This is a genomic window from Microvirga arvi, from assembly GCF_016892765.1.
GTDB lineage: Bacteria > Pseudomonadota > Alphaproteobacteria > Rhizobiales > Beijerinckiaceae > Microvirga > Microvirga arvi.
Genome location: NZ_JAFEMD010000074.1, coordinates 1 through 23739, shown reverse-complemented (window position 1 = coordinate 23739; position 23739 = coordinate 1). Strand labels below are relative to the sequence as shown.

General features: G+C 56.6%; 23 protein-coding genes. 11 read left to right on the top strand and 12 right to left on the bottom strand.

Annotated elements, in window-relative coordinates:
• Together ILT44_RS26585 and ILT44_RS26580 are read right to left on the bottom strand one after the other, a co-directional pair.
• A partial coding sequence (locus tag ILT44_RS26585; protein WP_204242623.1) for a hypothetical protein occupies window positions 1–86 on the bottom strand: 86 nt, incomplete at its 3' end.
• A gap of 372 nt (window positions 87–458) precedes the next feature.
• Window positions 459–2036 carry a hypothetical protein gene (locus ILT44_RS26580; protein WP_204242621.1) on the bottom strand — a complete coding sequence of 526 codons (1578 nt, stop codon included), beginning with the start codon at window positions 2034–2036 and terminating at the stop codon, window positions 459–461.
• Window positions 2037–2506: 470 nt separating this feature from the next.
• Between ILT44_RS26580 and ILT44_RS26575 the strand changes: the two genes are divergently transcribed.
• The 8 genes from ILT44_RS26575 (at window position 2507) to tnpC (ending at window position 10302) form a co-directional block, all read left to right on the top strand.
• Window positions 2507–3532, top strand: a complete 1026-nt coding sequence (locus ILT44_RS26575) for a glycosyltransferase family 2 protein (protein ID WP_204242620.1) — start codon at window positions 2507–2509, stop codon at window positions 3530–3532.
• A gap of 6 nt (window positions 3533–3538) precedes the next feature.
• A complete protein-coding gene (gene asnB / locus ILT44_RS26570; RefSeq protein WP_204242619.1) occupies window positions 3539–5410 on the top strand; it encodes an asparagine synthase (glutamine-hydrolyzing) in 1872 nt (623 codons plus the stop codon).
• 42 nt (window positions 5411–5452) lie between these two features.
• Window positions 5453–5851, top strand: a complete 399-nt coding sequence (locus tag ILT44_RS26565) for a GtrA family protein (RefSeq protein ID WP_204242618.1) — start codon at window positions 5453–5455, stop codon at window positions 5849–5851.
• 173 nt (window positions 5852–6024) lie between these two features.
• A complete protein-coding gene (locus tag ILT44_RS26560) occupies window positions 6025–6756 on the top strand; it encodes a class I SAM-dependent methyltransferase (RefSeq protein WP_204242617.1) in 732 nt (243 codons plus the stop codon).
• Complete coding sequence (locus tag ILT44_RS26555) at window positions 6753–7493, top strand: class I SAM-dependent methyltransferase (RefSeq protein WP_204242616.1); 741 nt, start codon at window positions 6753–6755, stop codon at window positions 7491–7493. The genes ILT44_RS26560 and ILT44_RS26555 overlap by 4 nt, the downstream gene beginning before the upstream one ends.
• Before the next feature lie 458 nt (window positions 7494–7951).
• Complete coding sequence (locus ILT44_RS26550) at window positions 7952–8305, top strand: transposase (RefSeq protein ID WP_204242615.1); 354 nt, start codon at window positions 7952–7954, stop codon at window positions 8303–8305.
• Window positions 8302–8646 carry an IS66 family insertion sequence element accessory protein TnpB gene (gene tnpB / locus ILT44_RS26545; protein WP_204242614.1) on the top strand — a complete coding sequence of 115 codons (345 nt, stop codon included), beginning with the start codon at window positions 8302–8304 and terminating at the stop codon, window positions 8644–8646. Before ILT44_RS26550 ends, tnpB begins: the two co-directional genes overlap by 4 nt.
• Window positions 8647–8721: 75 nt before the next feature.
• The gene (gene tnpC, locus ILT44_RS26540) at window positions 8722–10302 is read left to right on the top strand and encodes an IS66 family transposase (protein ID WP_204242613.1); all 1581 of its coding nucleotides are present in this window, start codon (window positions 8722–8724) and stop codon (window positions 10300–10302) included.
• A 251-nt stretch (window positions 10303–10553) separates the two neighbouring features.
• On the opposite strand, the gene ILT44_RS26535 is transcribed toward tnpC, so the two are convergent.
• The 7 genes from ILT44_RS26535 to ILT44_RS26505 form a co-directional block, all read right to left on the bottom strand.
• The gene (locus tag ILT44_RS26535; RefSeq protein WP_239468561.1) at window positions 10554–11102 is read right to left on the bottom strand and encodes an IS630 family transposase; all 549 of its coding nucleotides are present in this window, start codon (window positions 11100–11102) and stop codon (window positions 10554–10556) included.
• Complete coding sequence (locus tag ILT44_RS26530) at window positions 11074–11610, bottom strand: winged helix-turn-helix domain-containing protein (RefSeq protein ID WP_204242612.1); 537 nt, start codon at window positions 11608–11610, stop codon at window positions 11074–11076. Before ILT44_RS26530 ends, ILT44_RS26535 begins: the two co-directional genes overlap by 29 nt.
• 104 nt (window positions 11611–11714) lie before the next feature.
• Complete coding sequence (locus ILT44_RS26525; RefSeq protein ID WP_204242611.1) at window positions 11715–12809, bottom strand: acyltransferase family protein; 1095 nt, start codon at window positions 12807–12809, stop codon at window positions 11715–11717.
• Between the two features lie 126 nt (window positions 12810–12935).
• Window positions 12936–13898, bottom strand: a complete 963-nt coding sequence (locus tag ILT44_RS26520) for a glycosyltransferase family 2 protein (protein ID WP_204242610.1) — start codon at window positions 13896–13898, stop codon at window positions 12936–12938.
• Between the two features lie 128 nt (window positions 13899–14026).
• On the bottom strand, window positions 14027–15997 hold the full coding sequence (locus tag ILT44_RS26515) for a glycosyltransferase family 61 protein (RefSeq protein ID WP_204242609.1): 1971 nt from the start codon (window positions 15995–15997) through the stop codon (window positions 14027–14029).
• 343 nt (window positions 15998–16340) lie between these two features.
• The gene (locus ILT44_RS26510; protein WP_204242608.1) at window positions 16341–17102 is read right to left on the bottom strand and encodes an ABC transporter ATP-binding protein; all 762 of its coding nucleotides are present in this window, start codon (window positions 17100–17102) and stop codon (window positions 16341–16343) included.
• A gap of 30 nt (window positions 17103–17132) precedes the next feature.
• Entirely contained in the window at window positions 17133–17918 is a 786-nt protein-coding gene (locus ILT44_RS26505; protein WP_204242607.1) for an ABC transporter permease, read from the bottom strand.
• A gap of 439 nt (window positions 17919–18357) precedes the next feature.
• Here ILT44_RS26505 and ILT44_RS26500 point away from each other — a divergent pair, with 439 nt between their 5' ends.
• On the top strand, window positions 18358–19296 hold the full coding sequence (locus ILT44_RS26500; protein WP_204242606.1) for a glycerophosphodiester phosphodiesterase family protein: 939 nt from the start codon (window positions 18358–18360) through the stop codon (window positions 19294–19296).
• 848 nt (window positions 19297–20144) lie between these two features.
• On the opposite strand, the gene ILT44_RS26495 is transcribed toward ILT44_RS26500, so the two are convergent.
• From ILT44_RS26495 to ILT44_RS31795, 3 genes are all read right to left on the bottom strand, one after another.
• Window positions 20145–20975, bottom strand: coding sequence for an IS5 family transposase (locus ILT44_RS26495; protein ID WP_204242605.1), 831 nt, complete (start codon window positions 20973–20975; stop codon window positions 20145–20147).
• Between the two features lie 120 nt (window positions 20976–21095).
• A complete protein-coding gene (locus ILT44_RS31555; RefSeq protein ID WP_255549929.1) occupies window positions 21096–21230 on the bottom strand; it encodes a hypothetical protein in 135 nt (44 codons plus the stop codon).
• Between the two features lie 110 nt (window positions 21231–21340).
• Complete coding sequence (locus ILT44_RS31795; RefSeq protein ID WP_204242604.1) at window positions 21341–22474, bottom strand: class I SAM-dependent methyltransferase; 1134 nt, start codon at window positions 22472–22474, stop codon at window positions 21341–21343.
• A 213-nt stretch (window positions 22475–22687) separates the two neighbouring features.
• Here ILT44_RS31795 and ILT44_RS26485 point away from each other — a divergent pair, with 213 nt between their 5' ends.
• Together ILT44_RS26485 and ILT44_RS26480 are read left to right on the top strand one after the other, a co-directional pair.
• A complete protein-coding gene (locus ILT44_RS26485) occupies window positions 22688–23146 on the top strand; it encodes a helix-turn-helix domain-containing protein (protein WP_204242603.1) in 459 nt (152 codons plus the stop codon).
• The gene (locus tag ILT44_RS26480; RefSeq protein WP_307826692.1) at window positions 23073–23648 is read left to right on the top strand and encodes an IS630 family transposase; all 576 of its coding nucleotides are present in this window, start codon (window positions 23073–23075) and stop codon (window positions 23646–23648) included. The genes ILT44_RS26485 and ILT44_RS26480 overlap by 74 nt, the downstream gene beginning before the upstream one ends.
• Window positions 23649–23739: the final 91 nt, after the last annotated feature.

Genomic DNA, 23739 nt, shown 5'->3' with positions numbered 1-23739 from the left:
ACGCAGCAGACCGTATGGCCGAAATCCGCAAAGCAGGCGCCGGAGACCAAGCCCACATAGCCTGCTCCGATCATCGCTACCCTCATGGTCGCCTCCTAATGATACCGGGAAGTCTGAGTGTCACTTCGCCGATTGCGGCGGCAATATGCACATCGGCTCCGGTTGTGCCATCAAAATGTGGGCGAGAGCCGATCCACTGACAGCTGTCTCCTCGTAAGCCATTTCAACTACCTTCGAACTGGATACTTTGTACTGAAACCTGATCCCAAAGGCAGGGACGTAAGGTCAAGCCATCACGGATTGCATAAATAGCTGTGTCCAAACCGGTTTCGTAGCCGGAAAACCGCCGTGTACCTTCTACTCTTAGGGTTGCTAGCCAATAGGAGACATTCACTCCGCGGAGATAATCCTGCATCCTCTACGACGGGTGCGCTTGGAAAAGGTACCTCCCAACCTCGTCAGTTCGTATCTATAAGTTCGACCGGTTTAGCATGCGTGGTGAATGCGGGGAGCTTCCGGTGAGCCCGTCGCCAGATTCCGCCGGGTAACGTGCTCAAGAAGACCACAAGAGCGATTGCAGCGAGGACGGGCGACAAAACCTGAGCCGGATAGACATAGCGCACCTCAAGATGGACCAAATTCCAGATCACTAGCGAGCCACCGAGATATCCGCCGATAAAGACGGTTGGCCAGAACAGCCAATACCCGACAACTAGATATGTAGCGAGCAAAACTGAGGCTGCGATGAGGGCTGCCGCAAGTATACCGGGCCAGTAGGGGCCTTGAACTGGCGCACCGAAGGTTGGCCGAGAAAACCAGAATTTCACAATCACGGGGGCCTTTTCGCGAAGCCAAGCGATGGGAGAACTTGTAGCCGTATCGTAGAATGCAGCTTTGTAGTCCTTAATCGGGACAGCCTGGGCGCCTAGTTGGCGGCGTTTAGTGGCAAACTCTTCGCATCGCTGCCTGTCGATCCTGCAAGCGACATTGCCGCCGCCCCGAAGGACAAAACTCTGGACCTGGGTGTACTCGCCGTCAGTGAGCCACGGATAGGCGAAATAGTAGTCTCCAAAAACCCATGAGGCACTTCCATGGCGCTCTAGGTTCAGCAGCCGGTATGGGAGTGTCAAGGCATAGAATGTTACAAAAACAATTGCTACGATCTTGAAGTCGGCGAACGAACGGCTATTCGCGCGTTCAATCCAGATCCTTGTCCATTTACGACCGTTGCTCAGGCGATCACTGTCGCGTCTGCCCAAGATCAGAATAAGGATACACGCTCCCCAAAAAACGACCAGCAGCACCGCCGCAGGATGCATCACAATCTCGAAACTGGAGCGTAGGTATGCAGCAGCAGTAAAGCTAATCCCGGCAACGACGGCCATGCGCCAATCTCGGAACATGGCCGCAGAGGCCGTAAGCAAGAGTGCGCTGCCGAAGAGTGCCACTGAAACTGTCTCGGAGTAGAATATACCAATATTCAGTAAATATTCTTGGGTCGCAGGGAATATAAATATTGTAATGGGCGCCAAGAGACCAACAGGACGAGCTGTGATCTGATACATTACTATTGAAAATAGAGTGCAGAATATTGCCCAGGAAAAACCTGATACTAGAACTAGTCCCAGCACGGCCGGGCCACTGGGACCAACAACTTTAAGGATTAACGCGTGTATCCAGAACATGCCTGGTGACCACAGCGGGGTTTCTCCAGGAGAGAGGGGGCTGCCCGTCTTCAAAAGAAGTGCGCCGCCACGGGCATAAGACCCGCCATCGGAAAATCCAAAGTGCTCCTGAATTTGGCTATTGGTAGCAAACAGCGAAATCGCCTTTTCATTTAGGCAGCTAAAGGTTATCCCATCTGAAAGGAATTCACAGTAATAATTGAATGTTGTACTAATGCCGTTTGGGAGCAGAAATATGAAGGTCACTACAGCCCAAAGCGAGAATAGACCGACAAGAAGGACTAGAAATGATCTTACCTGCGGGTCCTGATTTCCGAGAGAATATGCATGGTCCGCTTTTTTAGTATTCACCTTTGGCCCCATAAAATAAGTAATTGCCCACAATTTACATACGACTAAACATCATCGGGGTAGATGTAGTTAGGCACATCTAGAGATCCCAAGTCGTAGAGAGGGTTTCCTTTGTGCTTCCAGTCTTGGATCTCGCTATCTTGAGAACTGAGAATTTGCAAGTGTGATACAAATGCGGAATAAGCTTGAGGGGACACGGCCACTACGGCGCCTGATGCTGCCACGCCTGAGTAATGCTGATTATGCGGCGGGCGCGTCTTTTTGTCAGTCAATGTGGCGATTCAAGCCTACGGGCCTTGGTTCTCGCTCCGGAAGCGGCGGGTGACAGCCTGTAGCGGGGGGTAAGTGTATTGACACTAACCGAGCGCGCGGCGAGAAGGGGCTGAAGACTACTGCATCATTGCGCTATTTGAACTGTGTGATGGTGCATTCCAGAGTGCATTTTCCTCCAATTGCTGGCTCAAGATCACATGCGCGACGAAAAGGTCATTGCTGTCAACCACCTTCACGGGAAAGAGTTCAAGCCCGGCTTCTCCCTCAAGCGGGCGCCGGGAACGGTCTCGGTCGTGGCTCCCGTCTACAACGAGGAGGAAAACGTTCCATTTCTGGGTGAGAGGCTTCTCGAGGTAATGCGAACATTGGGGCGTCCGTTCGAGATTGTTCTGGTGAACGATGGCTCACGGGACAACTCATGGATGGAGCTTGTTAAGCTTGCGCAGGAAAATCCTGAAATCAAGGTCATCGACCTCAAGCGCAATTCGGGCCAGACCGCGGCCTTGATGTGCGCTCTTGACCATTCGACCGGTGCGATCATCGTTCCCATCGATGCCGACCTTCAGAACGACCCGAAGGACATCCCGAAGCTCTTGGCCGAGCTAGACAAGGGTTTCGACGTCGTTTCGGGCTGGCGTCATCAACGCAAGGATGCGCCGATCAAGCGCAACTTTGTGAGCAGGATTGCCAATGGCCTCATCTCTAGGATCTCCGGTGTCGGGCTGCATGATTATGGCTGTTCGCTGAAAGCTTACCGGTGGGAGGTTCTCGATGGTGTCCGACTCTACGGCGAGATGCACCGATTTGTACCGATCTATGCTTCGTGGATGGGGGCCCGCATTACGGAGATCCCAGTTGAGCACCACCCGCGTGTGCACGGCGTCTCCAAATATGGGCTTGAGCGAGTAGTTAAGGTAGTCCTCGATCTGCTCGTGGTGAAGTTCCTGGATCGCCATCTCGTGAAGCCGATTTACATCTTCGGAGGAATTGGGGCCTCGTCGATGGTATTGTCTTTCGTCGCACTACTGTGGGCCATCTACTTGAAGTTGTTCGAGGGCACTTCCCTGATTCAGACGCCCCTTCCCCTGCTGTCCGTCATGTTCTTCGTTACAGGGGTAATGTGCATACTGATGGGGCTCGTGTCAGAGATGTTGAGCAGAACCTATTTCGAGTCACAAGCCAAGCGCTCGTATGCCGTACGTTCAGTCATCAATGTGGAGTGAGGGCTCATGTGCGGCATTGCTGGATTTGTCGGCGCCGGAGACAAGGCCGTCCTCACCTCTATGACGGAGGCGCTAGCCCACCGCGGTCCGGATGGCGAGGGCTACTTCACTGAGGAAGAAAAGCATCTGTTCCTCGGTCACCGACGCCTGGCAATCGTCGATGTCGCGGGCGGCGAGCAGCCGATGTGGGACGGCGATGGCGAGATCTGCATCGTCTTCAATGGTGAGATCTACAATCACGGCGAGATTCGTCGCGAACTGGAGGTCAAGGGATATTGCTTCCGTAGCGACCATTCCGACACGGAAACGCTGATCTACGGCTATAAGGAATGGGGCGGCGACTTGCCGCGCCGACTCAACGGTATGTTCGCCTTTGCAATCTACGACCGCAGTCGTCAGCAGCTTTTCCTTGCCCGGGATCGGTTCGGCGAGAAACCTCTCTATTACTCCGATCGCCCTGATCTTTTTGCGTTTGCAAGCGAGCTGACCGCGCTCACGACACACCCGGCACTGCCGCGAACTGCAGACCCTGCGGCGGTGCGTAAACTCTTCGCCTATGGCTACATCCCGGCGCCATATGCCTTTTGGAAGGGCTGCCGCAAGCTCCCGGCAGGACATACGCTTACCTATGATCTAAGATCGAGGCGCTCGGCGATCAGCACTTACTCGACCTTTATGCTTTGCCCGGATCGAGGCCTGACGGAAAAGCACGAGCCTCAGCTGATCGAAGAATTGCGTTATCTTCTGCGGCAGGCTGTGCAGCGTCGGCTTTTGTCGGACGTGCCTCTTGGCTTCTTCCTGAGTGGCGGCATTGATTCCAGCGCGGTTGTCGCCTTTGCAGCGCAGGTTCTAGACCCGTGCCACATAAAGACCTTCACAATAGGCTTCGCCGAGCCATCCTTCGATGAATCGGCCTATGCACGCGCCGTGGCCCAGCATCTCGGGACGGATCATTCGGAGAAGATCCTCAGCATCGAGACCGCCAAGGATCTTATCGAAGAAACCCTTAGTCGCCTGGATGAACCGCTGGGCGATGCCTCGATCCTCCCGACACATCTGCTCTCTGCATTCACACGCGAGCGCGTGACGGTCGCCCTGTCCGGGGACGGTGGTGACGAACTCTTCGCCGGCTACGACCCATTCGACGCGCTTAAACCGGCAAGCTTGTATTCCAAGGCTGTTCCGGCGCCGCTCCATGCAATTTTTCGCAAGCTTGCTGGGCTCATGCCGCCAAGTACGTCGAATATGTCCTTCGATTTCAAGATCAAGCGGACCTTGCAGGGACTTTCCTACCCGGAGGCGGCTTGGGCACCAGCCTGGATGGCTCCACTCGACAAGGAGGAGATTGCTGATCTGGTCGGCGAGCCTGTGTCACTGGAGGAGTTGTACGGTGACGCTATCGACCTCTGGGAGAGCGGACGCGATCGGGGCCTTACTCAGGCAGAGCGATTGCTTGAGTTCTTTACGCGCTTCTATCTGCCGGATGACATTCTGGCGAAGGTTGACCGCGCTGCTATGATGAACTCGTTGGAGTCTCGCGCGGTGTTCCTCGACAATGATGTCGCGGATTTCTGCAGCCGGCTTCCAATCCAATTCAAATTCCGGAACGGGCAGAGAAAGTACCTGCTCAAGAAGGCAGTCGAGGGGCTTCTGCCTGATGAGATCATAAATCGCCGCAAGAAGGGCTTCGGCATTCCCACAACCAAATGGCTGCGCACGATCCCGCCGGTTCTGCCTGTCGACGCACCCCTTGGCGCTGATCGTCATCTGGCCTTACGCTGGTGGAAGGACCATCGGGCTGGTCGGGCAGATCATCGCCTGTTTCTCTGGACATGGTTGAGTGCTCAATCGGCGGGGGCATCTCCACGGTTAGGTTGATCTGTCCCAAATTCGCTGGAGGCTGTGCTGCGGACAATAAACATGACTGCTATTCGCCAAGTACTTTCGAGTCAGGAATTGCATCGCTTTCTCATAGTTGGAGCCGCCAACGTCGTTTTATGCTATTCTACCTACCTTATTGCCTTGATGTTCGCCCCCCGTGCTGCGGCCTACACTATCGCGTTTCTGGTTGGGATCTGCTTCACGACAGTCGCCAATGTAAGATTTGCTTTCGATCGTAAATTGACTCTCCAATCTTTGAGTGTATATGCTGCTTATTATTGCGCCTATTGGCTTGCCTCGCTCTTGCTACTTGAAATCCTCGTAAAAGGTGCTGGGGTACCTGAGAGGCTAGGGCCTGCTGCCGTGCTCCCGTTGTCAGTTCCATTACATTACGTTTTTTCACGCTTGGTATTGCGCCGTTTCCAGGAGTCTTATTAGCTATAAGATCAAGTTAACTGAATTTTTCTTATAATGTTTGTGGTGATTCCGATCCGGAATACAGGCAAATTGTAGCTCGTCGCGAAAGAAACATTGCAGGGCAAGCGGAAGCAGCTCTGGCGTATTTGGGTGAAGAGTGCTATCCGCCAGTGCCGACTTCGGGGAGACATCTGTTGAGCTATTCTTACGATCAGAGCTTCATTTCTTATACAGCAGGCTCTTCCGAATATTCCGCGCGTCAGATTATTCCTTATCTCCGGGAGATTGCGCCCGTGGGGAGTGTTCTGGACGTCGGCTGCGCTGCAGGAACGTGGCTGCGGATATGGCGCGAAATGGGCGTTGCTGATATCCAAGGTCTGGACGGAGACTATATTTCCCCCTCAGCTCTCGAGATCCCACAGAAGTGCTTTACCGCCGTGGACTTGGCGGTTCCTGTTACGTTGGATAGGACTTTCGACATCGTTCAGTCTCTCGAGGTGGCTGAACACATTGCGCCTGAGGCATCAGCCAATTTTGTGCAAACGATCGTCCAGCACAGCGCGGGCTATATCGCGTTTTCGGCTGCGGTTCCGGGCCAAGGTGGCGAGTATCACATCAATGAGCGTCCGCTCGAATTTTGGCGTGATCTGTTCCGACAGCACGAGTATCATGCCTTCGACTTTGTGCGCCCGCGAATTCAGAATGATCACAAGATCTCCTTCTGGTACCGGTTCAATATCTTGATCTATGTGCATGAAAGTCGGATCAGTACACTGCCGGAGTCCGTTCGGCAGACGAGGCTTCCTGATGGCGATGCAATTTCGGATTTTTCACCACCCCTGTTCCGTATTCGCAAAGCAGCTGTCAAACTGCTCCCCTACCCGGTTCAGCATCAACTCGCTCGGCTGAAGGCGCGACTACAATGAGCAGCGAATTCGATGCCTCTCAAGCAGCCCATGCCTATCCCAAGGGCATTGAGCATGGATTCTGGTCAATCGCTCGCAACCGCACGATCGACAGCGCGCTTGAGGAAGCAGTTCGTATCGGCGTTCGCACATCTCGTGGGCGCATCCTAGAAATCGGATGCGGGCCGGGCATTGTCGTGAATGCGTTGCGAGCGGAAGGACATGATGCGTGGGGCGTCGAACTCGGTGAGCCCACGGTTCGGGAAGCAGCGAAGCCTTATGTTACAACAGGCATGGCCGCTCAGGACCTGGATGCCGCTTTCCGCGCAAGTATCGAAACGATCATGCTCCTTGATGTTATTGAGCATATTGAGGACGAAGTGTCGTTTCTTCAGTCCATCCTGCCAGCCTTCCCGAACTGTCGTAGCCTCATAGTCACCGTGCCGGCTCGCCCGGAGGTCTGGTCGAACTATGATGAGTACTATGGCCACTTCCGTCGCTACACTCGTGAAACACTTGATGCTGCAATAATGAGGGCTGGACTGATCCCAGAGAGAACCCGCTACTTCTTCAAGGCACTGTATTTCGCCGCTAAGCTGATCAACACGTTTGGTCGCAAGCGAGTTGTCGTTCTTAACTCGCCACGCTTTCTGCTTTTGCAGCGCATAATTGCCCGTGGCTTTGATCTCGAGAATCTATTGGCCAGTTCTCTGCCTATTCCCGGATTATCATTGATCTGTATTGCTAGAAGGTCCTGATATAGCGTCGCGCATGTTTACGCTAGCGCAGTATCGATTGTCTCAATCGTACCTCGGCACGTATTATAGCTTTCGAGAGCGACGTCCCGGGTAAATTGAGGGATTTAGCGTAAGGGCGCCAGCATCTGGCCTGCGCGCAGGCCACCTTGGGGGCGACGCATCTCCATAAGTTGGGGTGTTCCTACTCGGGTGTAGGCGGCTGTGATTGAGCAAGATGGATTACTGCAAGTGAGATTTACTACATCGCAACATTAATTGAACCTGAAAGCTACGTCCGTTTGATATTAGAGCATCGGGATGGAAATTAGACTCCTGGGATCCTACGCAGATCGTAAGCGGTAAGCTGACCGCGTCTGGCGCGGCATGACGGGATAGACGATCTTTACTGACACAGAAGCAAGGAGCTTTCGGTGTCAGTTTCTATGTCTGCGCCTATGTCTGAGGATAGAAGCTTCCATGTGTTGGAGGCTGTGCCGCACCGTCTGGAAGGTGGTCCCGACCGGCCCCGCCGGCGCTGGTCGGTTGAAGCCAAAATGGCCCTCATTGAGGAGACCCTGAAGCCGGGGGCCAATGTCTCGGCCATTGCGCGGCAGGCCGGGATTTCGCCAGCACAACTGTTCGGCTGGCGCCGCAAGGCGATGCAGGCGGGTGTCGTCCAAGGCGAGCCCCATGAGCAGCGGCTTGGATTCGTTGAAGTCACCCCGACATCCTCGATGATCGAGATGGTTGTCGCTGACGTTGTGGTTCGCGTTCCCGCTGATGTTAATCAGAACCATCTGGTCAACATCCTCCGAGCGGTGCGTCAGGCATGATCCCGGCGGGCGTGAAGGTGTTCCTGGCCAGTCATCCGGTTGATTTTAGGAAAGGTCCAGACGGCCTGCTGGCGCTGGTGCGCGAAGTCGGATCCGACCCTTTCAACGGAGCGCTTTACGTCTTCCGGGCCAAACGAGCAGACCGTGTCAAAATCGTCTGGTGGGATGGCACCGGCGTGGTTCTTTACAGCAAGAGGTTGGAGAAGGCGCAATTCTGCTGGCCGCGGATCGGGCAGCATCGGGTGCAACTCAACCATGCCCAGCTGCTTGCTCTGGTCGATGGCATGGACTGGAAGCGGGTTCGCGCCGTGAGCGTCAGGATTCCGCAGTCGGTCGGATAGTTGTCCCTGCGGCACGATGAATCAGAGTTGGGGAAGCGCTTCGGCAGGTGATCCCACCATGCTCTGATGGACGCAATGACGGCCCATGATTCCGCCCTTCCCGATGATGTCGACGCGCTCAAGGCGATGGTGCGCGCTATCACCGAGAAGACGGCGCTTCTGGAACAGCGCAATGCTCATCTCGAACAGGTGAACAAAGGCGCCGAGGAGCGCATCACGCGGCTGATGGCGATCGTCAAGATGCTGGAGCGGGCGCGCTACGGCACCCGTTCCGAGAGGCTCGGAAAGGATCGGCTGAGCGACGATCAATATGCTCTCGCGCTCGACGAGATCGAGACCGGTGTAGCCGCCCTCGCGGCCGAGAGGGAGAAGACGACGGGACGCCCGACCAAGCGCCCGCCGCGTCCGCGCAAGGGCTTCGCGGCGCATCTCGAACGGGTCGAGGTGGTGATCGAGCCGGACGATCCTGCGGGCTGCGAAGGGCTGGAGCGGATCCGGATCGGCGAGGACGTCTGCGAGCGGCTGGACGTGACGCCGGCCAAGTTCCGGGTGATCGTCACGCGCCGGCCCAAATACGTCTATAAGGGCCGCGATGGCGTCATCCAGGCTCCGGCGCCGGCCCGGATCATCGCAAGCGGCATTCCCACCGAGGCGCTGCTGGCCCAGATCGCCGTGTCGAAGTACGCCGATGGCCTGCCGCTGTACCGCCAGGAAGCCATCTACGCTCGCGACGGGGTTCTCATCGAGCGCTCGCAGATGGCGCAGTGGATGGGCAAGGTCGGCTTCGAGCTCGAGCCCCTGGCCGCGTATGCCCTGGCACGGATCAAGCAGGGCGAGCGGATCTTTGCCGATGAGACCACCCTGCCGACCCTGGCACCCGGGGCAGGCAAGGCCAAGACCGCATACTTGTGGGCCTATGTACGCGATGATCGGCCGTTTGGCGGCCGCGATCCGCCGATTGTGGTCTACCGCTTCGAGGACAGTCGGGCCGGCGAGTGCGTGGCGCGCCATCTCGAAGGCTATCGCGGCATCCTGCAGGTTGACGGCTATGCGGCCTATCACCGGCTCGCCCGGCCTGAGGGAGCCAATGAAGGCGTTCAGCTGGCAGCCTGCTGGTCACATGTGCGACGGAAATTCTACGAGCTGCACGTCTCGGACGCCTCCATCGTGGCCGCGCAGACCTTGGAGCAGATGGCGGCGCTCTGGGCTCTGGAGGAGAGGGTTCGCGGTAAGCCCGCGCTGACGCGCATGAAGGCCCGCCAGGCGGAGGCGGCTGCTGTCGTGAGTGGGCTCTTCGCGTTGTGGGAGAAAGAGCTACCAAAGCTGTCACGCAAGTCGAAGCTGGCCGAGGCGATCCGCGATGCTCTCACGCGCCGTGCCTCTCTTGAACGATTTTTGTCGGACGGACGCGTCGAGTTGGATTCCAATACGGTTGAGCGCGCCATCCGGCCTCAGACGATCACACGCAAGAACTCGTTATTTGCAGGCTCTGATGGCGGCGGCCGCACATGGGCGGCGATTGCCAGCCTTCTGGCCACGGCCAAAATGAGTAACGTCGATCCGCACGCCTGGCTGACTCAGACGCTTGAGCGCATCGCCAACGGGTGGCCCAACCGCGAGATCGAGGCCCTCATGCCGTGGAACTATCGCCCCTGAACGGCATCAGCTGCCCGCTTACCGCAGATCGAAGTTGTGATTCACTCCACTGAACGGGAGATGTATCATGGGTCACTGCTATTCTCTCGATCTTCGGGTGCGGGTCGCTGCTTTTGTCGAGGCGAGCCATTCCTGCCGGGCGGCAGCCTAGCCTTAGGCGTCAGGACTCGACGCGTTCTCGTCCGATGAGTGCCGGAACTACCTCAGGAACTGCGGATATGAGCCCGTCTAATACCCGCTCAGGGAATTTGTTACGCGGTGAGATACGGATAGGCTGTCAATGTTGTGAGACGGCCTGTCTCGTCCAGAAGCCGGTTCCAGGTGCGGCAGACGGCCTCCAGCACCGCTTCATAATCGTCGAGCACGCGATGCGAGAGATAGCGCTCACGCAGGTACAGCCAGACCCGCTCCACCGGGTTCAGCTGGGGTGACGCCGGCGGCAACGGTAAAAGGGTGATGGTTTCCTGCACATGCAGGGCCCGCGCGTTATGCCAGCAGGCCTGATCCAGCACGAGCACCGCGTGAACGCCTGGCTCAAGCTGGTGAGCAAAGTGCTCCAGAAAGATCGTCATCACGTGGGCATTCACCCGCGGCAGCGCCAGCGCGAAGGTCTCGTCCGTGCCGGGCCGGCAGGCGGCGAACAGATACAGGCTCTCATAGCGCTGATCGACGACCCCAGGCGGACGCACGCCGCGCATATACCAGACGCGCGTCGTCCGGCCCTTCTGGCCAAAGCGCGCCTCGTCCTGACACCAGAGCTGATGACGGGCGTCAGGGTGCTCCGCCGCGAGAGCCTGCAGCTGTGACGGCAGCTCCTTTTTTGAATGCCGCCTGCGCGGCCAGGTCGCCCTTCGGATGCGAGGGTCGGGTCTTCTGACGCGACAAGTTCAGCCGCTTGAGCAGGCACGAGAGGCCACATTGGCTGTAGCTCACCCCATAAGCCCGCTCGACATGCTCGCACAGATCGACCAGACGCCAGGCACTGACCCCACCGTACTCCGGCTCCGGCCCGCGCAGGATGTGGGCCTTGAGCGCCGCCTGCTGACCAGGGCTGAGTTGTTCCCGGCGACCGGAGCGATGCCAGTCATGCAGACCATTAGGTCCTTCGACATAGAAGCGCTGGATGGCATCGTGCAGGGCCTGGCGCTCCGTGCCGGCCAGCCGGGCCGCCTCGGCCCGGGTCATGCCTTCTAGGGCGTTGGCAATCGCCAGCAACCGCAGGGCGGCGGCCCGACAATCCTTCTCGCGGGCTGCCCGTTGGCGAAGATCGGATGGCGCGTAGTCCTGACGGATCTGGAGCCGGACCATGGTGACCTCCTGGAACTGCGCCCCTGCCATTAGGGAATCATGCCAAGCACATCAATGCAAATCCGAGTCAGCAATTCACTGGATGGGTATAACTCGAATCTGCTCTAGGCTGCGGGAAGGGAATGACGTTGAAACTGGTCGAAGCGACCTGTAAGTCTGCGCCGCAGAGGCTCCTCAAAGAGGAGGTACACGGTGGCCGACAAGGCATAGAGCACAATAAACCACAAGCTTGCGAATAAAAGTGAATTGGTAGCCAGAGGCATGACTGCCTTGATTTCGGCACCGTACTGGTGCGCGATGAAGATGATGAGTACTTGGAATGAATAGAAGCAGTAACTTGCATGCCCCGAAAACACGAGCCACTTTGCTGTAAGAATAGAGCGAAGCCATCCAGCTTTGATCTGAGCGGCAGCTAATATAACAGCTGAGAAGCAGGGGACGGCGAGCCAGTTCATATCGACATAATAGGATGCCGGAACGCTCGCCAAACCTGCCACTAGTACGACTGAGGCGACAATAAAGACAAGTTCGCTATGTGGCAGTCTAAAGCCTCGGCGATATGCTGTGCCGAGCGCCACGCCGACGATGAACTCAGGCAATCGGAAAATCGGAAGGATGTAGTAGTTGGCGCCATTTGCTCCAATTAGGTGCATTGACAGGCCCGGTAGCACGCTGGCGACGAATGCCGTGAGCAGAATTAAAGTGAGGCCCCGGTTTGGTATCTTGTTGATGACGGGCTGAGCCGCAGGGAAAAGGGCATAGAAGAATGCTTCAACGGATAGCGACCAGCTCGCGCCCACATTCCAAAACGACATCATAGTCGGGAACCATGCCTGCAAAAAAAACAGGTTGGTAAGGACTATGAAGATACCTTGGAGCACTGGGTTCGCGGAACTTGCCGGGGCACCTGTTGCAAACCAAGGTAAGGTCACCAAAGCGGCCAGAACGTAGACCGGCACGATCCGCGCCATGCGGCGTATGGCATACCGCTTAAGCAAAATGGGCCCATCTGAATAGCTGATATTGAGCACGAAGCCGGAGAGGATGAAGAACAGGGACATCCCCACGGCCCCTTGCAGGAAGAACGTCTGCAAGAGCCCGGACACAGGTAGTCCGAAGTGGATCTGCATGTGGAAGATGAAAACGTAGAGGGCGGCGACGAACCGCAGACTCGTTAGGGGCAGGATTTCTCGGGACATTGCTCGGCTGATTGTCTGAAATTCATGGGCGTTTCAGGCGGCTTCTACCTTCTTGTGGATATTCGCTCACCGATCTAGATTAGGTCTACAGGCATCTGGCGGACGTCATTTCAATCATGGATCTAATCAAAGAGACCTAAGCAGCAGATCAGAAACGGTCCGAGGTGTAATCGAGAAATGCTGCCGTAGAAGGCAGCGGTCATTCTCATCTTTCATCAGGTTCAAAAGAAAATCGAATCCAATCTGACGGATATCCGGACTTGAGTGTCGAAGAAAGAGATGAGGTAGCAAGATTCTGCTCGGGCGCTCGCCGGTGCTCGCAAAGCCGCACCCGTAAAGAACAGTGTTCAGGAAGGTGGCATCCAACTGCCCGCCGATCGCCCGTAAAACGTAGTTATACTCCCGATTTGTGCGGGTTTGATTGGCTTGGTCCGACAGGTTGCTTCCGTGCAGCCGATAGGCGACGCATGGCTCGGCATTGCCGCTTAACTTGAGGCGGTAGGCTGCTGCGCGGAGCCAGTAATCGTAGTCCTGCAGCTGAAAAAGCCCCTCATGAAAGGGACCGAGCTTGAGCCAAGAAGCCCGTTTCATCGCGACGGCCGGCGCGCAGATAAAATTGTCTCGGTAAAACAGCTCGTCGAAAATGGCTTCTGGTGTACTCAAGTCCCTATCCTTGAAGAAGAACGGGAGAAGGCTACTGCGCAAAGCGGCTCCTGCATTGTCGATCAGCTTCGGAGCGGACCACACGATGTCCGCTTGCGCTCGGCGAAGATGCTCGATCTGCGCTCTGATCCTGCCGTCCAGCGAGATGTCATCGCCGGACTGGATCGTCAGAACGTCGCCTGTCGCTAATTGGCACCCAAGATTCAGCGCCGAACTCGGTCCACCATTCTGCTTGGTGTGGACCGTAACGCCATGTTTCTCATACCTCAGCGCCTTCTGGCGCGTCGCATCCGTAGAGCCGTCATCGACGACTATGACCTCAAGATTCGGGTAGTCTTGGCGGACCATGCTATCGATAGCTTCGTCGATGAAATCCTCATGATTGTAGGTGATGATGATCGCGCTAACCCGCGGTGCGTCCGACATGATTGGACCTGGCCTTTCTCAGGAGAACCTTCCGCACCGGAATGCAGATCCTAAAGGCTGCCAACGTCCTAACACCGGTTTGATCAGCGAATCGGCGCCGTGATCGTTGGAAGCTGTTCTCTCATCCGTCATTGATGGGAGCTCCCCAGCAAACTATCGACTGATTGTTGAAGGAGTTCGAGATCAACTGTGGAACTGTCCGACTGACTAAATGCGTTGCGGCCTTGGGGACCGGAGCCCGGCGTAAGCGAAAGGTCGACATTCGCCGCCTTTGCAAGATTCGCCCATTCGGAGAGGTCAGTGTTAGGACGATTGAGATCGAGTGCGAGCACCTGCGTCTGGGGCTCACACCAGATGATGTCTGTCATCTCGGCACCAAGCGGAACGACGACTTTCGAAGCCTGCGAGAAGAGCGCGATCCGAGCGCGGGCGGAGATCCCTTCAAGATTGACCAACTCGAAGCCACGCGTCACCAAAAAGTACTCCAACTCCCTATTCTTTGGGCGTTGATTTGCGGCCTCTCGCACATACAACCGCCTCGTTCCGTCGCGCTGATCGTCGGCGAGGAACGACTTTACCTGCGCGATCAGTGCTCTGATGATGTCATTTGATGGAGTGCCGGTGTCGCTGCCCCTTATGTCGGGCGTCATAAGGCGCGGGTACGGCGACGACGGATAGATCAGCCGCCGCACGCGGTAGAGGTAGGGTTCCTCCAATCTGAGCACGGGGCGCTCAGGGTGCCGGACGAAGTCGAGAAGCTCAAAGAAGATCTCATCAAGGCTCGACGGAACGAGAGCCGGGATCCTCGGGTCAATCCCGAGCTGTTCAATGACAAGCATTCTCGGAAGCGTATCCGTGACCCAGTCAAAATAGTTCGGGGCTCGTTCGCTGCAAAGGTGGACGCCGCATTCGAGCGCTGGGAACGCCTTGTGCCTGATCCGTATCATGAGCTTCCCGTCGCGCGTGAGCTTCAGATTCGGCAGCTTCGGTTGTGCGCCCGGCCGGTCCAGAAGACGGCAGAATTCGTCATGCAAGACTTGGCCCGCCGCATTGACAATGGTGCTGCTGCCTGGATGCACGAGAACGTCATTGAGTTCCGCCACGTAGGGCTGCGGGAGCGATCCCGCAACGATTGGATCATTCTCAAGCGAGGAATGATGGGAGACCCCACCGCTCAAGGCGGCCTCGATAGCTGGGCCATCGGCGAGAAGCTGGCCCTCTCGAGTTGCGAAGCCATGCACGTCCGTCAATTCGCCCATAATCGTGCGCACTGGTGCACCCGTCAGTGCTTCAGGGTCCATGGCTTCGAAGAGGCGAGATGCCGCCATGAGATTACCGTCGTTCAGGAGATTCTCGAGGATAAACCCGGGATCTTTCGGGTTCGGATCGCGTCCCTCAGCTGCGCCGTATTTCAGGTAGTGAACCAGTGGATTCAGGCCGCTTTCGGCGACGTCCGGGTACTGAGTCAGGTACCAGTCCGTGTCGAAGAGCGGGCTCGGATCGCGCCCCTCAGCCGCGCCATGCTCCAGATAGTGGACCAGCGGGTTCAAACCACTCTCGGCGACGTTTGGGTACTGCGCCAGGTACCAGTCCGTGTCGAAGAGCGGGTTTGGGTCGTGCTCCTCAGCAGTGCCGTATTTTAAGTAGTAGACCAGCGGGTTCAGACCGCTTCCAGCAGCCTCCGGGTACTGCGCCAAGTACCAGTCTGTATCGAAGAGCGGGCTCGGATCGCGTCCCTCAGCTGCGCCGTATTTCAGGTAGTGAACCAGTGGATTCAGGCCGCTTTCGGCGACGTCCGGGTACTGAGTCAGGTACCAGTCCGTGTCGAAGAGCGGGCTCGGATCACGCCCCTCGGCCGCGCCATGCTCCAGATAGTGAATCAGCGGGTCTAGGCCACTCCGGCCTACATCGGCGTACTGAGCCAAGTACCAGATTGGGTCGAAAAGAGCGTGAAGGTCGTGCCCACCGGTAAGTTCAGCATTTGCAGCGGTGACGCTGCGGCTGAAAATCCAGGCAGGGCCGAGGCGCCGTAGAGTAGAGCGCCGGCCGAGAAGGCTTCCAGTCAGAGTTGCAGCCCACTTCAGATAGACCCTGACCATGCTCTCTCCCTATGGCTTCTAGCCCGACTCGACCGGATGTGGGGCAAGGCATGCGTCTCTGCATCCAATCTTATGTCGTCTAGTAGAACACCGGAAGTCCGGGCATCAAGACGCTTCGCACCTTGAGCGCAGCTTGCCCCGACGGATTGGGCATTTGAGGAAGAAGGCGCCTTACCCCAGCTGAACCTGGGCCGGATCGCATCACTGCAAGACGCGCAATGAAACTGCCCGGAGCGGCCTTAAGGCCGTAACCTGGCCCCGCTCGATTGGTCTGGTACCAGGTCTTCCATGCCGAGCCTATCGTTTGATACGCGAAGCCAAGTCTGCTTCTAGGAACAAGGCTCTAACGGAGGGCCGCACCGACGATAGTGTCGTATTGAGCATATGCTTCTTCCACAGGCCCGTCATAGATCAGGTTGCCGCTTTGAAGCACAAGACCGCGCGTGCAGAAATCCCTTACGGTCTTTTGATCATGGGATGCAAAAACCACGATCGGGGACCGGTCGATCAACTCCTGAAGACGTTTGTTCGCCTTTGCCATAAAGGCGGCATCGCCAGCGCCGACCCCTTCATCGATGAGGAGGATATCGGCGTTGACCGAGGTGGAAATCGCAAAGGCTAAGCGGGCTGTCATACCGGCGGAGTAGGTCCTGATCGGCATTTGGAGGAACTCGCCGAGATCCGTGAAATCGGCAATCTCCTCAATCTGACGGTTGATCTCGGAACGGGGGATACCGAGATACTTGGCTCTTAGGATAATATTCTCATAACCCGTGGCATCAATGTCCATCCCGAAGGCAGAGTCAAACAGGGCTGCCACACGTCCTGAAACCTGGATGGTCCCTGCAGTGGGGTGATAGATGCCTGCGAGGACTCGGAGAAGTGTGCTCTTGCCGCTGCCGTTATGTCCGATGAGTGCAACCCGGTCTCCAGGGTGGAAACGGAAGTTGAGGTGGTCGAGTGCCCGGATCTGAATGAAATGTGCCTTGTTTCCGGCAATTCGCCCACCGGTCGTGCGCGATAGGATCGTATTTTTGAGAGATCTCGCCGATGAGGTGAGCACAGGGTACTGCACTCCAAGATCCCGAGCTTCTACGTAAGCCATGTTTTCTTTCCCGCCGACTTCTGCTCGGCTCTAGACCCAATAGGCAAGGCGGGTACGAGCTCTTCCATAGGTTAGAAGCGCAAGCGCCCAGCCGATTGCTGCCATTGCCAACACGACTGCCCATATATTGAAGGAAGGTGCGATGCCGATGAGCGGCAGTCGAACGATCTCAACCAGGTAGGTAAACGGGTTGAGATAGGCGATCCATTGACGCTCCGGCGGCAGGTAGCTGATCTGCCATAGCACAGGTGTTGCCATGAAAAGTCCGGTGATCAGTGATTGGACGATAAGCGGCATATCCCGAAACCTGGCGCTCATGACGCCGAGGAAGAGTGCCATCCAGGCAAGGTTCAGGGTCAACAAGGCTATGGCTGGAAAGAACAATAACGTTTCCAGGCTGAAGAAAATGCCAGTTGCACCCAGTGCTATGAATACGACAATCAGGTTGTGGAGAAAATAAATCAACTGCGTCCAGATGAGGCGGAACGCATGGACTGTTAGTGGCGCTGGAACCTGCTTGATTGTTGTGCTCGCCGTGATGAATAGATTGCAGCCCTCTGAAATGCAGCCGGCAATAAAGGTCCAGACTACAATCCCGCAGGCAGCGAGGGGAAGAAAGCTTCTGATGTCCTGCCGAAAGAGAGCTGAATAAACAAGCGTCATCGCCCCCACAAAAAGGAGGGTCGCTAGCGTGATCCAGAGTGGCCCAAGGGTGGAGCGCCGATAGCGTTGTTTGACATCGTGCCAGCCCAAAAACAGCCAGAGATCTGCCCGCTTAAGCCCTTCTAAGGAGTCAAGAAATGAACTTTTTATCATTGTCCGGTCAGTGCAATGGGGAATGCGGGGTGATAGCGGATCCCCAGCCAATTGCAAGCGACCGGCTTAGCTGTGTCTGAGCTGGTTAAGTGCACTGCTCACGTCTTAATACAGACCGTACTAGTTGTTATACCAATTAACAAACTCGAGCGCCGAGATCGACAGCAACGTTGAATTAGCCCATGAAACTGATACTATATAATATAATGTGTTTTGGAAGTGGCTTCTCCTCCTCAGGTCATCCTGTGCCAATGTAATCCTTTGAGGCATGAATGGTCTCAGGTAGACCTAGGGCGGATGAAGCAAGGCAATCGGGAACAGGCAAGCTAAAGTCCATGACCGAACTTGCCTGCGTCACGATCGCCGATTTATCCCGAACGGTTGCAACTCCATAGAAGCGAAGTACACGTCATCAGAAGAACGGTCTGGAAGGGCAGCGATGAAGATTGTTGGCAAAGTCTTAGCCGTGGGCATATTCATCATCGGCATTTTCATTGCTGCCCTTGCGGCAGCATCCGACACGAAATGGTCCGCGACGGTTAGCCACTGGCAGCAAAATGTCATTGATCTTCTCTACGATGCACTACGCCCTGCTGCCGCGGAGGATCCCAACGCCTTCTGGCCTGCCACGATCAACAAGCTCAACCAAAAGATACTCGGCCGCCCTGTGTTGTTTATCGGGCATGCGGCCGGCGGTTATCAGAAGTCAACCTATACCAACTCGATTGACGCCCTTGAGCAGAACTATCGCGAGGGCCTTCGATTCTTTGAAATCGACTTCATGAAAACCAAAGATAGTAAGACCGTCTGCATCCACGACTGGCGGAACGGCTTCCTGACTTATGATGAGTTCAAACGGAAGCAGTACGATCAGGCGAATTTCCTGATGAAGTTCAACAACTGCGACTTGGATACCCTCGGCGCGTTTCTTGCCGCAAGACCAGATGCGTCTCTGATCCTCGATACGAAGATTGATGAGGAGCAGGAGGGGAGGGAGGATGCCGTCTCATTCTTCAAGGAGATCACGCGGCATTTGACGGAGAAATACCAGATCCCGATCGCACGTATTGTGCCTCAAGCATACAGCCTCGATGAGACCAAAGAATATAAGGCATCCGGCTATCCCAATGTCATTTTTACCCTTTACAAGGTCAAAGCTCCCAAAGAGTTTGCACAGGCATGCAAGATCGACGGTGTCGCCATCACGGTGCATGTAAGTTTGATCATTAAAGGCAGCGTCAAAGTGAGCGCCGCTAATGCTCCGAGCCACTGTCCGATTTTCGTGCATCCGGTGGACAAGCTTGATCAACTTGAAGAAGCCATGAAAATTGCTCCCCAAGTTCGCGGGATCTACACATCATTTTTGCGCCCGGAGTAAATACGCCGGGAAAATTCGCGCACAATCCTTAGGATTAGGGAAGCGGCAGCGGGTTGTTTACTACTACTTGGTCGCAACCCTCCGGATAAGCTCCGAAAGAATGGTCGGCATAGTTTGCCAAATCGATCCCGTTTATTTTCCTCTGCCAACGAATCGTAGCGAGCCGAGCTTAGCGCACCTATCGAGGGTAACTTTCTGGAGCGACAAGCTCGGCAATATCTGCTAGGCGGGGCCTCCATCTTTCGACACGAGTAAGCGATGATCAGCCGCCCTTTGTTCGCCCCCGCCCTGTTGGCTCTCATGGGTGCCATGTCTGGATGTGCATCGGTCCCCACGGGAGGCTCGCTGTCCGATTATGTGGGAGTGGGCTCCACCAATTTAACGACCACCTGCGGCGGCGGGTACCAAGTTTATCGGCAGCCTGTGAACGGAAGGCTGCTCGTGGCAGCCTATGCCGTTTCCGAGATGCGTCAGTCTTTCTGCCAATCGTGGAGAGGTGAGCCGTCAGTCTCGTCAGTCACTGGCGTGAGGCACGAGGAGGGCGCGCTTGAGTATATCGCCACGACTCCAGCGATGAAGGGCTGTAAGCTTGTAAGTGGCATCGAGATCACCCGGCTGCACTCTGAATTCACCGTTTCCTGCCCAGCCCAGCCTGGGGCTCCGATTGCAGCTAAGGGTTAGGTGAACCGAGCCTCCTCATTCCTCTGGGAGAGAAGCAGGAGGTTGGTGAGCCATGCAGAATAAACCGGATCTGATGTCCCTGTAGTAGGAGAACTCCCTCCTTGACGCGACACCATCGCAAAATCCGGCGGTGCTGCCTGGGCTGAACCTAAGAGGCTGGTGAGCAATTATCTTGCCTTTCGCGTGAGGCGACGCAGCAGGATACGGCTCATCGCGAGGTAGAGCAGCATCTCGCCGGTCTCGACCAGGCGTTCGTAGTCCTTGGCGAGCCGCCGGTTGGTGGTCAACCAGGCGATCGTTCGTTCAACAACCCACCTTCGCGCGAGCACCTGAAAGCCGCTCGGGCGCGTCGGCGGCTCTGCGTCTGCCCGCGTCCAGACGCCGCCGCTCCACCAGTGTTGCGGGATGGACAGCTGCCATCCGAGCGCTCTGCGCAGCCAATCCTTCAGCCCACGATAGGCGGTGTCGGCCCACATCCGCTCAATGGCCGGAAAGAGATGCTGCAGACCCTCCAGCAGGAGTTCGGCTCCGGCGCGATCGTGGATGTCCGCCGGATGCACGGTGTTCTTCAGCAGATTGCCTTGTGTATCAACAAGAAGATGACGCTTGCGGCCCTTGATCTTTTTGCCGCCATCGTACCCACGCGGTCCGCCCATCTCAGAGGTCTTGACCGATTGGCTGTCAATGATCGCCGCACTCGGCTGAGGATTGCGGCCGATCTGACAGCGGTAACTCTCGCGCAGAACCTGGGTCACATGCTCCCAGGTGCCATCCTCGCGCCACTGCGCATAGTGGTAGAAGACGGCAGATCGGGGTGGATACTCATGCGGCAGCAACCGCCATTGGGCTCCGGTGCGCAGCGGATAGAAGATCGCATCGACGATGCGCCGTAACGGATAGGTCTGTCGCCGTCCGGCCGGATGACTGCGGGGAACGAGGGGCTCAAGCAGCGCCCATTCGGCATCGGTGAGATCAGGGGCGTAGGAACAGGCATCCATGGCAGGGCTCCGGATCATCAAACAGCCCACATCCGCTTTAGCGGCCAGCTCCAAACCTATGTTGAATCAACCACTTGGATCGAGCAATAAAATTGCTTACCAGCCTCTTAGCCCCCTTGGCTAAAGCCGCTTCATCAGCTGGGCCGCTGCCATGACGAGCCGTGCATCGAGCATCTCCTCAGCGGCATCGTACTTTGCCACCCACCGCTCGTAGGTTGCCCAGCGTGTGCCCTTCGGCTTAGGCGGCAAGTTCAATTCATCGGAGCTTCATCACGCAGGAGCCGCGCCTTCGCCTTTGTCTTCTTGGTTTCTGAGTCCAAATCTTTTGGCTGAATCTATTCGTTTATGGCCGGAAGTCATTCGGCTCAGCGCTTTTGCAACCACAATCCACCACCGGGATTACGGGCGAAAAGTGGCATTGAGGCTGCAACGACTGACCCATGCTCCAAGTGGAGGTAGTGGTTGAAAGCAACAATTTTGAACTCCGTGTTGTACATCAAGAATGCGCGCAATACGTAAAGCTCGTTCCAAGACCTGTTCTCCTTGAAGAACCACTCCTCTGGATACTCAAAGGGATAGAATACATCATGAAAATGGATGTATACACCGGGCTTGAGGCGCGGAAGCAGCATGAATAGGTGAAAATTTACGTCACTTCCTGCCTTGCTGACGTGGGTCGAGTCAATGAACAGTATGTCCCCCGCCTCAAGGGCGTCTACGAGCCCTAAGTCAATGTCTTGGGCCGGGCTCCTCACGATACGGCACCGGCTGCGGTCCTCCGCACTCAGTAGCTTTTCGAGAGCTTTGGGATATGGGTCGATAAAGGTGCAGTTGAGTTCGTTGTTGAGGAAGTGTTCATTGATGTCCAAGGTTACGCAAGACGAGTAGCCGGAGCCGAACTCAACAAACCTCTTCGGTCTTAACTCCATCAAGAGGCACGATAAGAGGATTGCATCGCCGTAGGAGTAGAATGGGTTTTCGTAGTAGTAGCGCAGACCGGGCTGTTTCTCAGCCGAGAAGGGTAGTTGGTTGTAGTGCTTCGTTAGGCGGTCGATGAGCGCCAACTGCTCAGCAGGGTAAAGCTCAATGCCAGCTGGCGGCCGCGTGCGGTCGAATACAACGTCACGCCGAAGCGCCAACTCATCGAGATCCACAATCGGCGAATAATAGTGTCCTGGCGGCACCCACGTTCTCGGCCGTCTCCGGGCAAGGCGCCGTATGGCTCTTTTCGCAAGATCCGACATGCCGCCGGTGGTTTCTGAGTCCTCTAGCCGCGGTTTCTGAGTCTGCCTGAGAAATGTGAAGACCATGGGAGTTCCAATATTGCACGATCGAAAATGTAGCTTAAACGTCCAGGGTTCCAGCACTTGGCGAACGCAGAGCGTCTGTAGCGCTCCAGTTTTAAGGAACGCACTCGGTTGGAGCCGCTTCATGAGCCGTGCCGCATCCATGATGAGCTGCGCATCCAACATCTCCTCAGCGGCATCATACTGCGCCACCCATCGCTCGTAGGTGGCCCAGCGCATGCTCTTAGGTTTGGGCGGCAGGGCTTGAGATGCAGTATCAACTTTCGCTTTTGTGCTTTAGCGCTCGGATTGCCGCAGCAAGCTCCCGTGATAAGAGACTTCTTGTGACTAAAGCGCTTTTGATCTGGGCTTGAATCAATTCGGGTGGTCTGAGCGTTGACTGGGATACGGCCCAGGAGGCAAGCCATGCCCCAGCCCTATTCTCCTGATCTGCGTGAGCGTGTTCTGGTCGCCTGTGAGCGTGGCGACCTTCCTCAGGTCGAGATCGCCCGCCGCTTCCAGGTCTGTCCCGCCACCGTGTCGAACTGGCGCCGCCAGGAGCGCGAGGAAGGCCGGCGTGCTCCCAAGCCGCACAGCGGCGGCGTGCCCTCGCGCCTGGACGCGAACGCTCTTGCGGTGTTGCGCCAACTCGTGATCGAGGACAATGACGCGCTGCTGCGGGAGTACCGCGAGCGCCTGGCCGAGAGAACGGGTGTGACGGTGTGTCTGGCGGTGATCTGTGAGGCGCTCAAGCGCCTCAAGCTGCGTCCGAAAAAAGACGCTTCGGGCGGCCGAGCAGGAGCGGCCCGAGATTGCCGCCGAGCGCGAGGCTTACCGCCAGCAGATGAGCACGCTTCCTGTGGAACGCCTGGTGTTCCTGGATGAGAGCGGCGTCACCACCAAGATGGCCCGCACTCATGCCAGAGCCCCGCGCGGGCAACGCGCCTATGGGTCGATCCCGCTCGGCTCGTGGCAGCGGCTGACGGTCTTGGGCGCGCTCGCCTGTGAGGGCCTGATCGCCACGATGAGCATCGAAGCGTCCACCTCCACGCCGGTGCTGCTGACCTATCTCGAACAGGTGCTGGTGCCAGCCCTCAAACGCACGAAGCCGGATGCCATCATGGTGATGGACAACTTGCGCCCGCATCATGCCACAGAAGTACGGGACCTGCTCGATCAGGCGGGGATCGGGCTGTTGTACCTGCCGCGGTATTCGCCTGAGTTCAACCCGATCGAGCACGCCTGGGCGAAGGTGAAAGAGCGGCTCAAGGCGAAAGCCGCACGCACTCTCGAAACCCTGGAGGCGGAACTCAAACCAGCCCTCGACACCATCACAGCAAAGGATGCCAAAGGCTGGATCAGGCATGCCGGCTATGCCCTACACTGAAACCAAAAGCGCTTTAGTTGTTTGGTAGCGGAACGTTGTTGGGATCAGGTGCGTTGCGCGATTGAGGAGTATACTTGGCGCTTTGACGGCC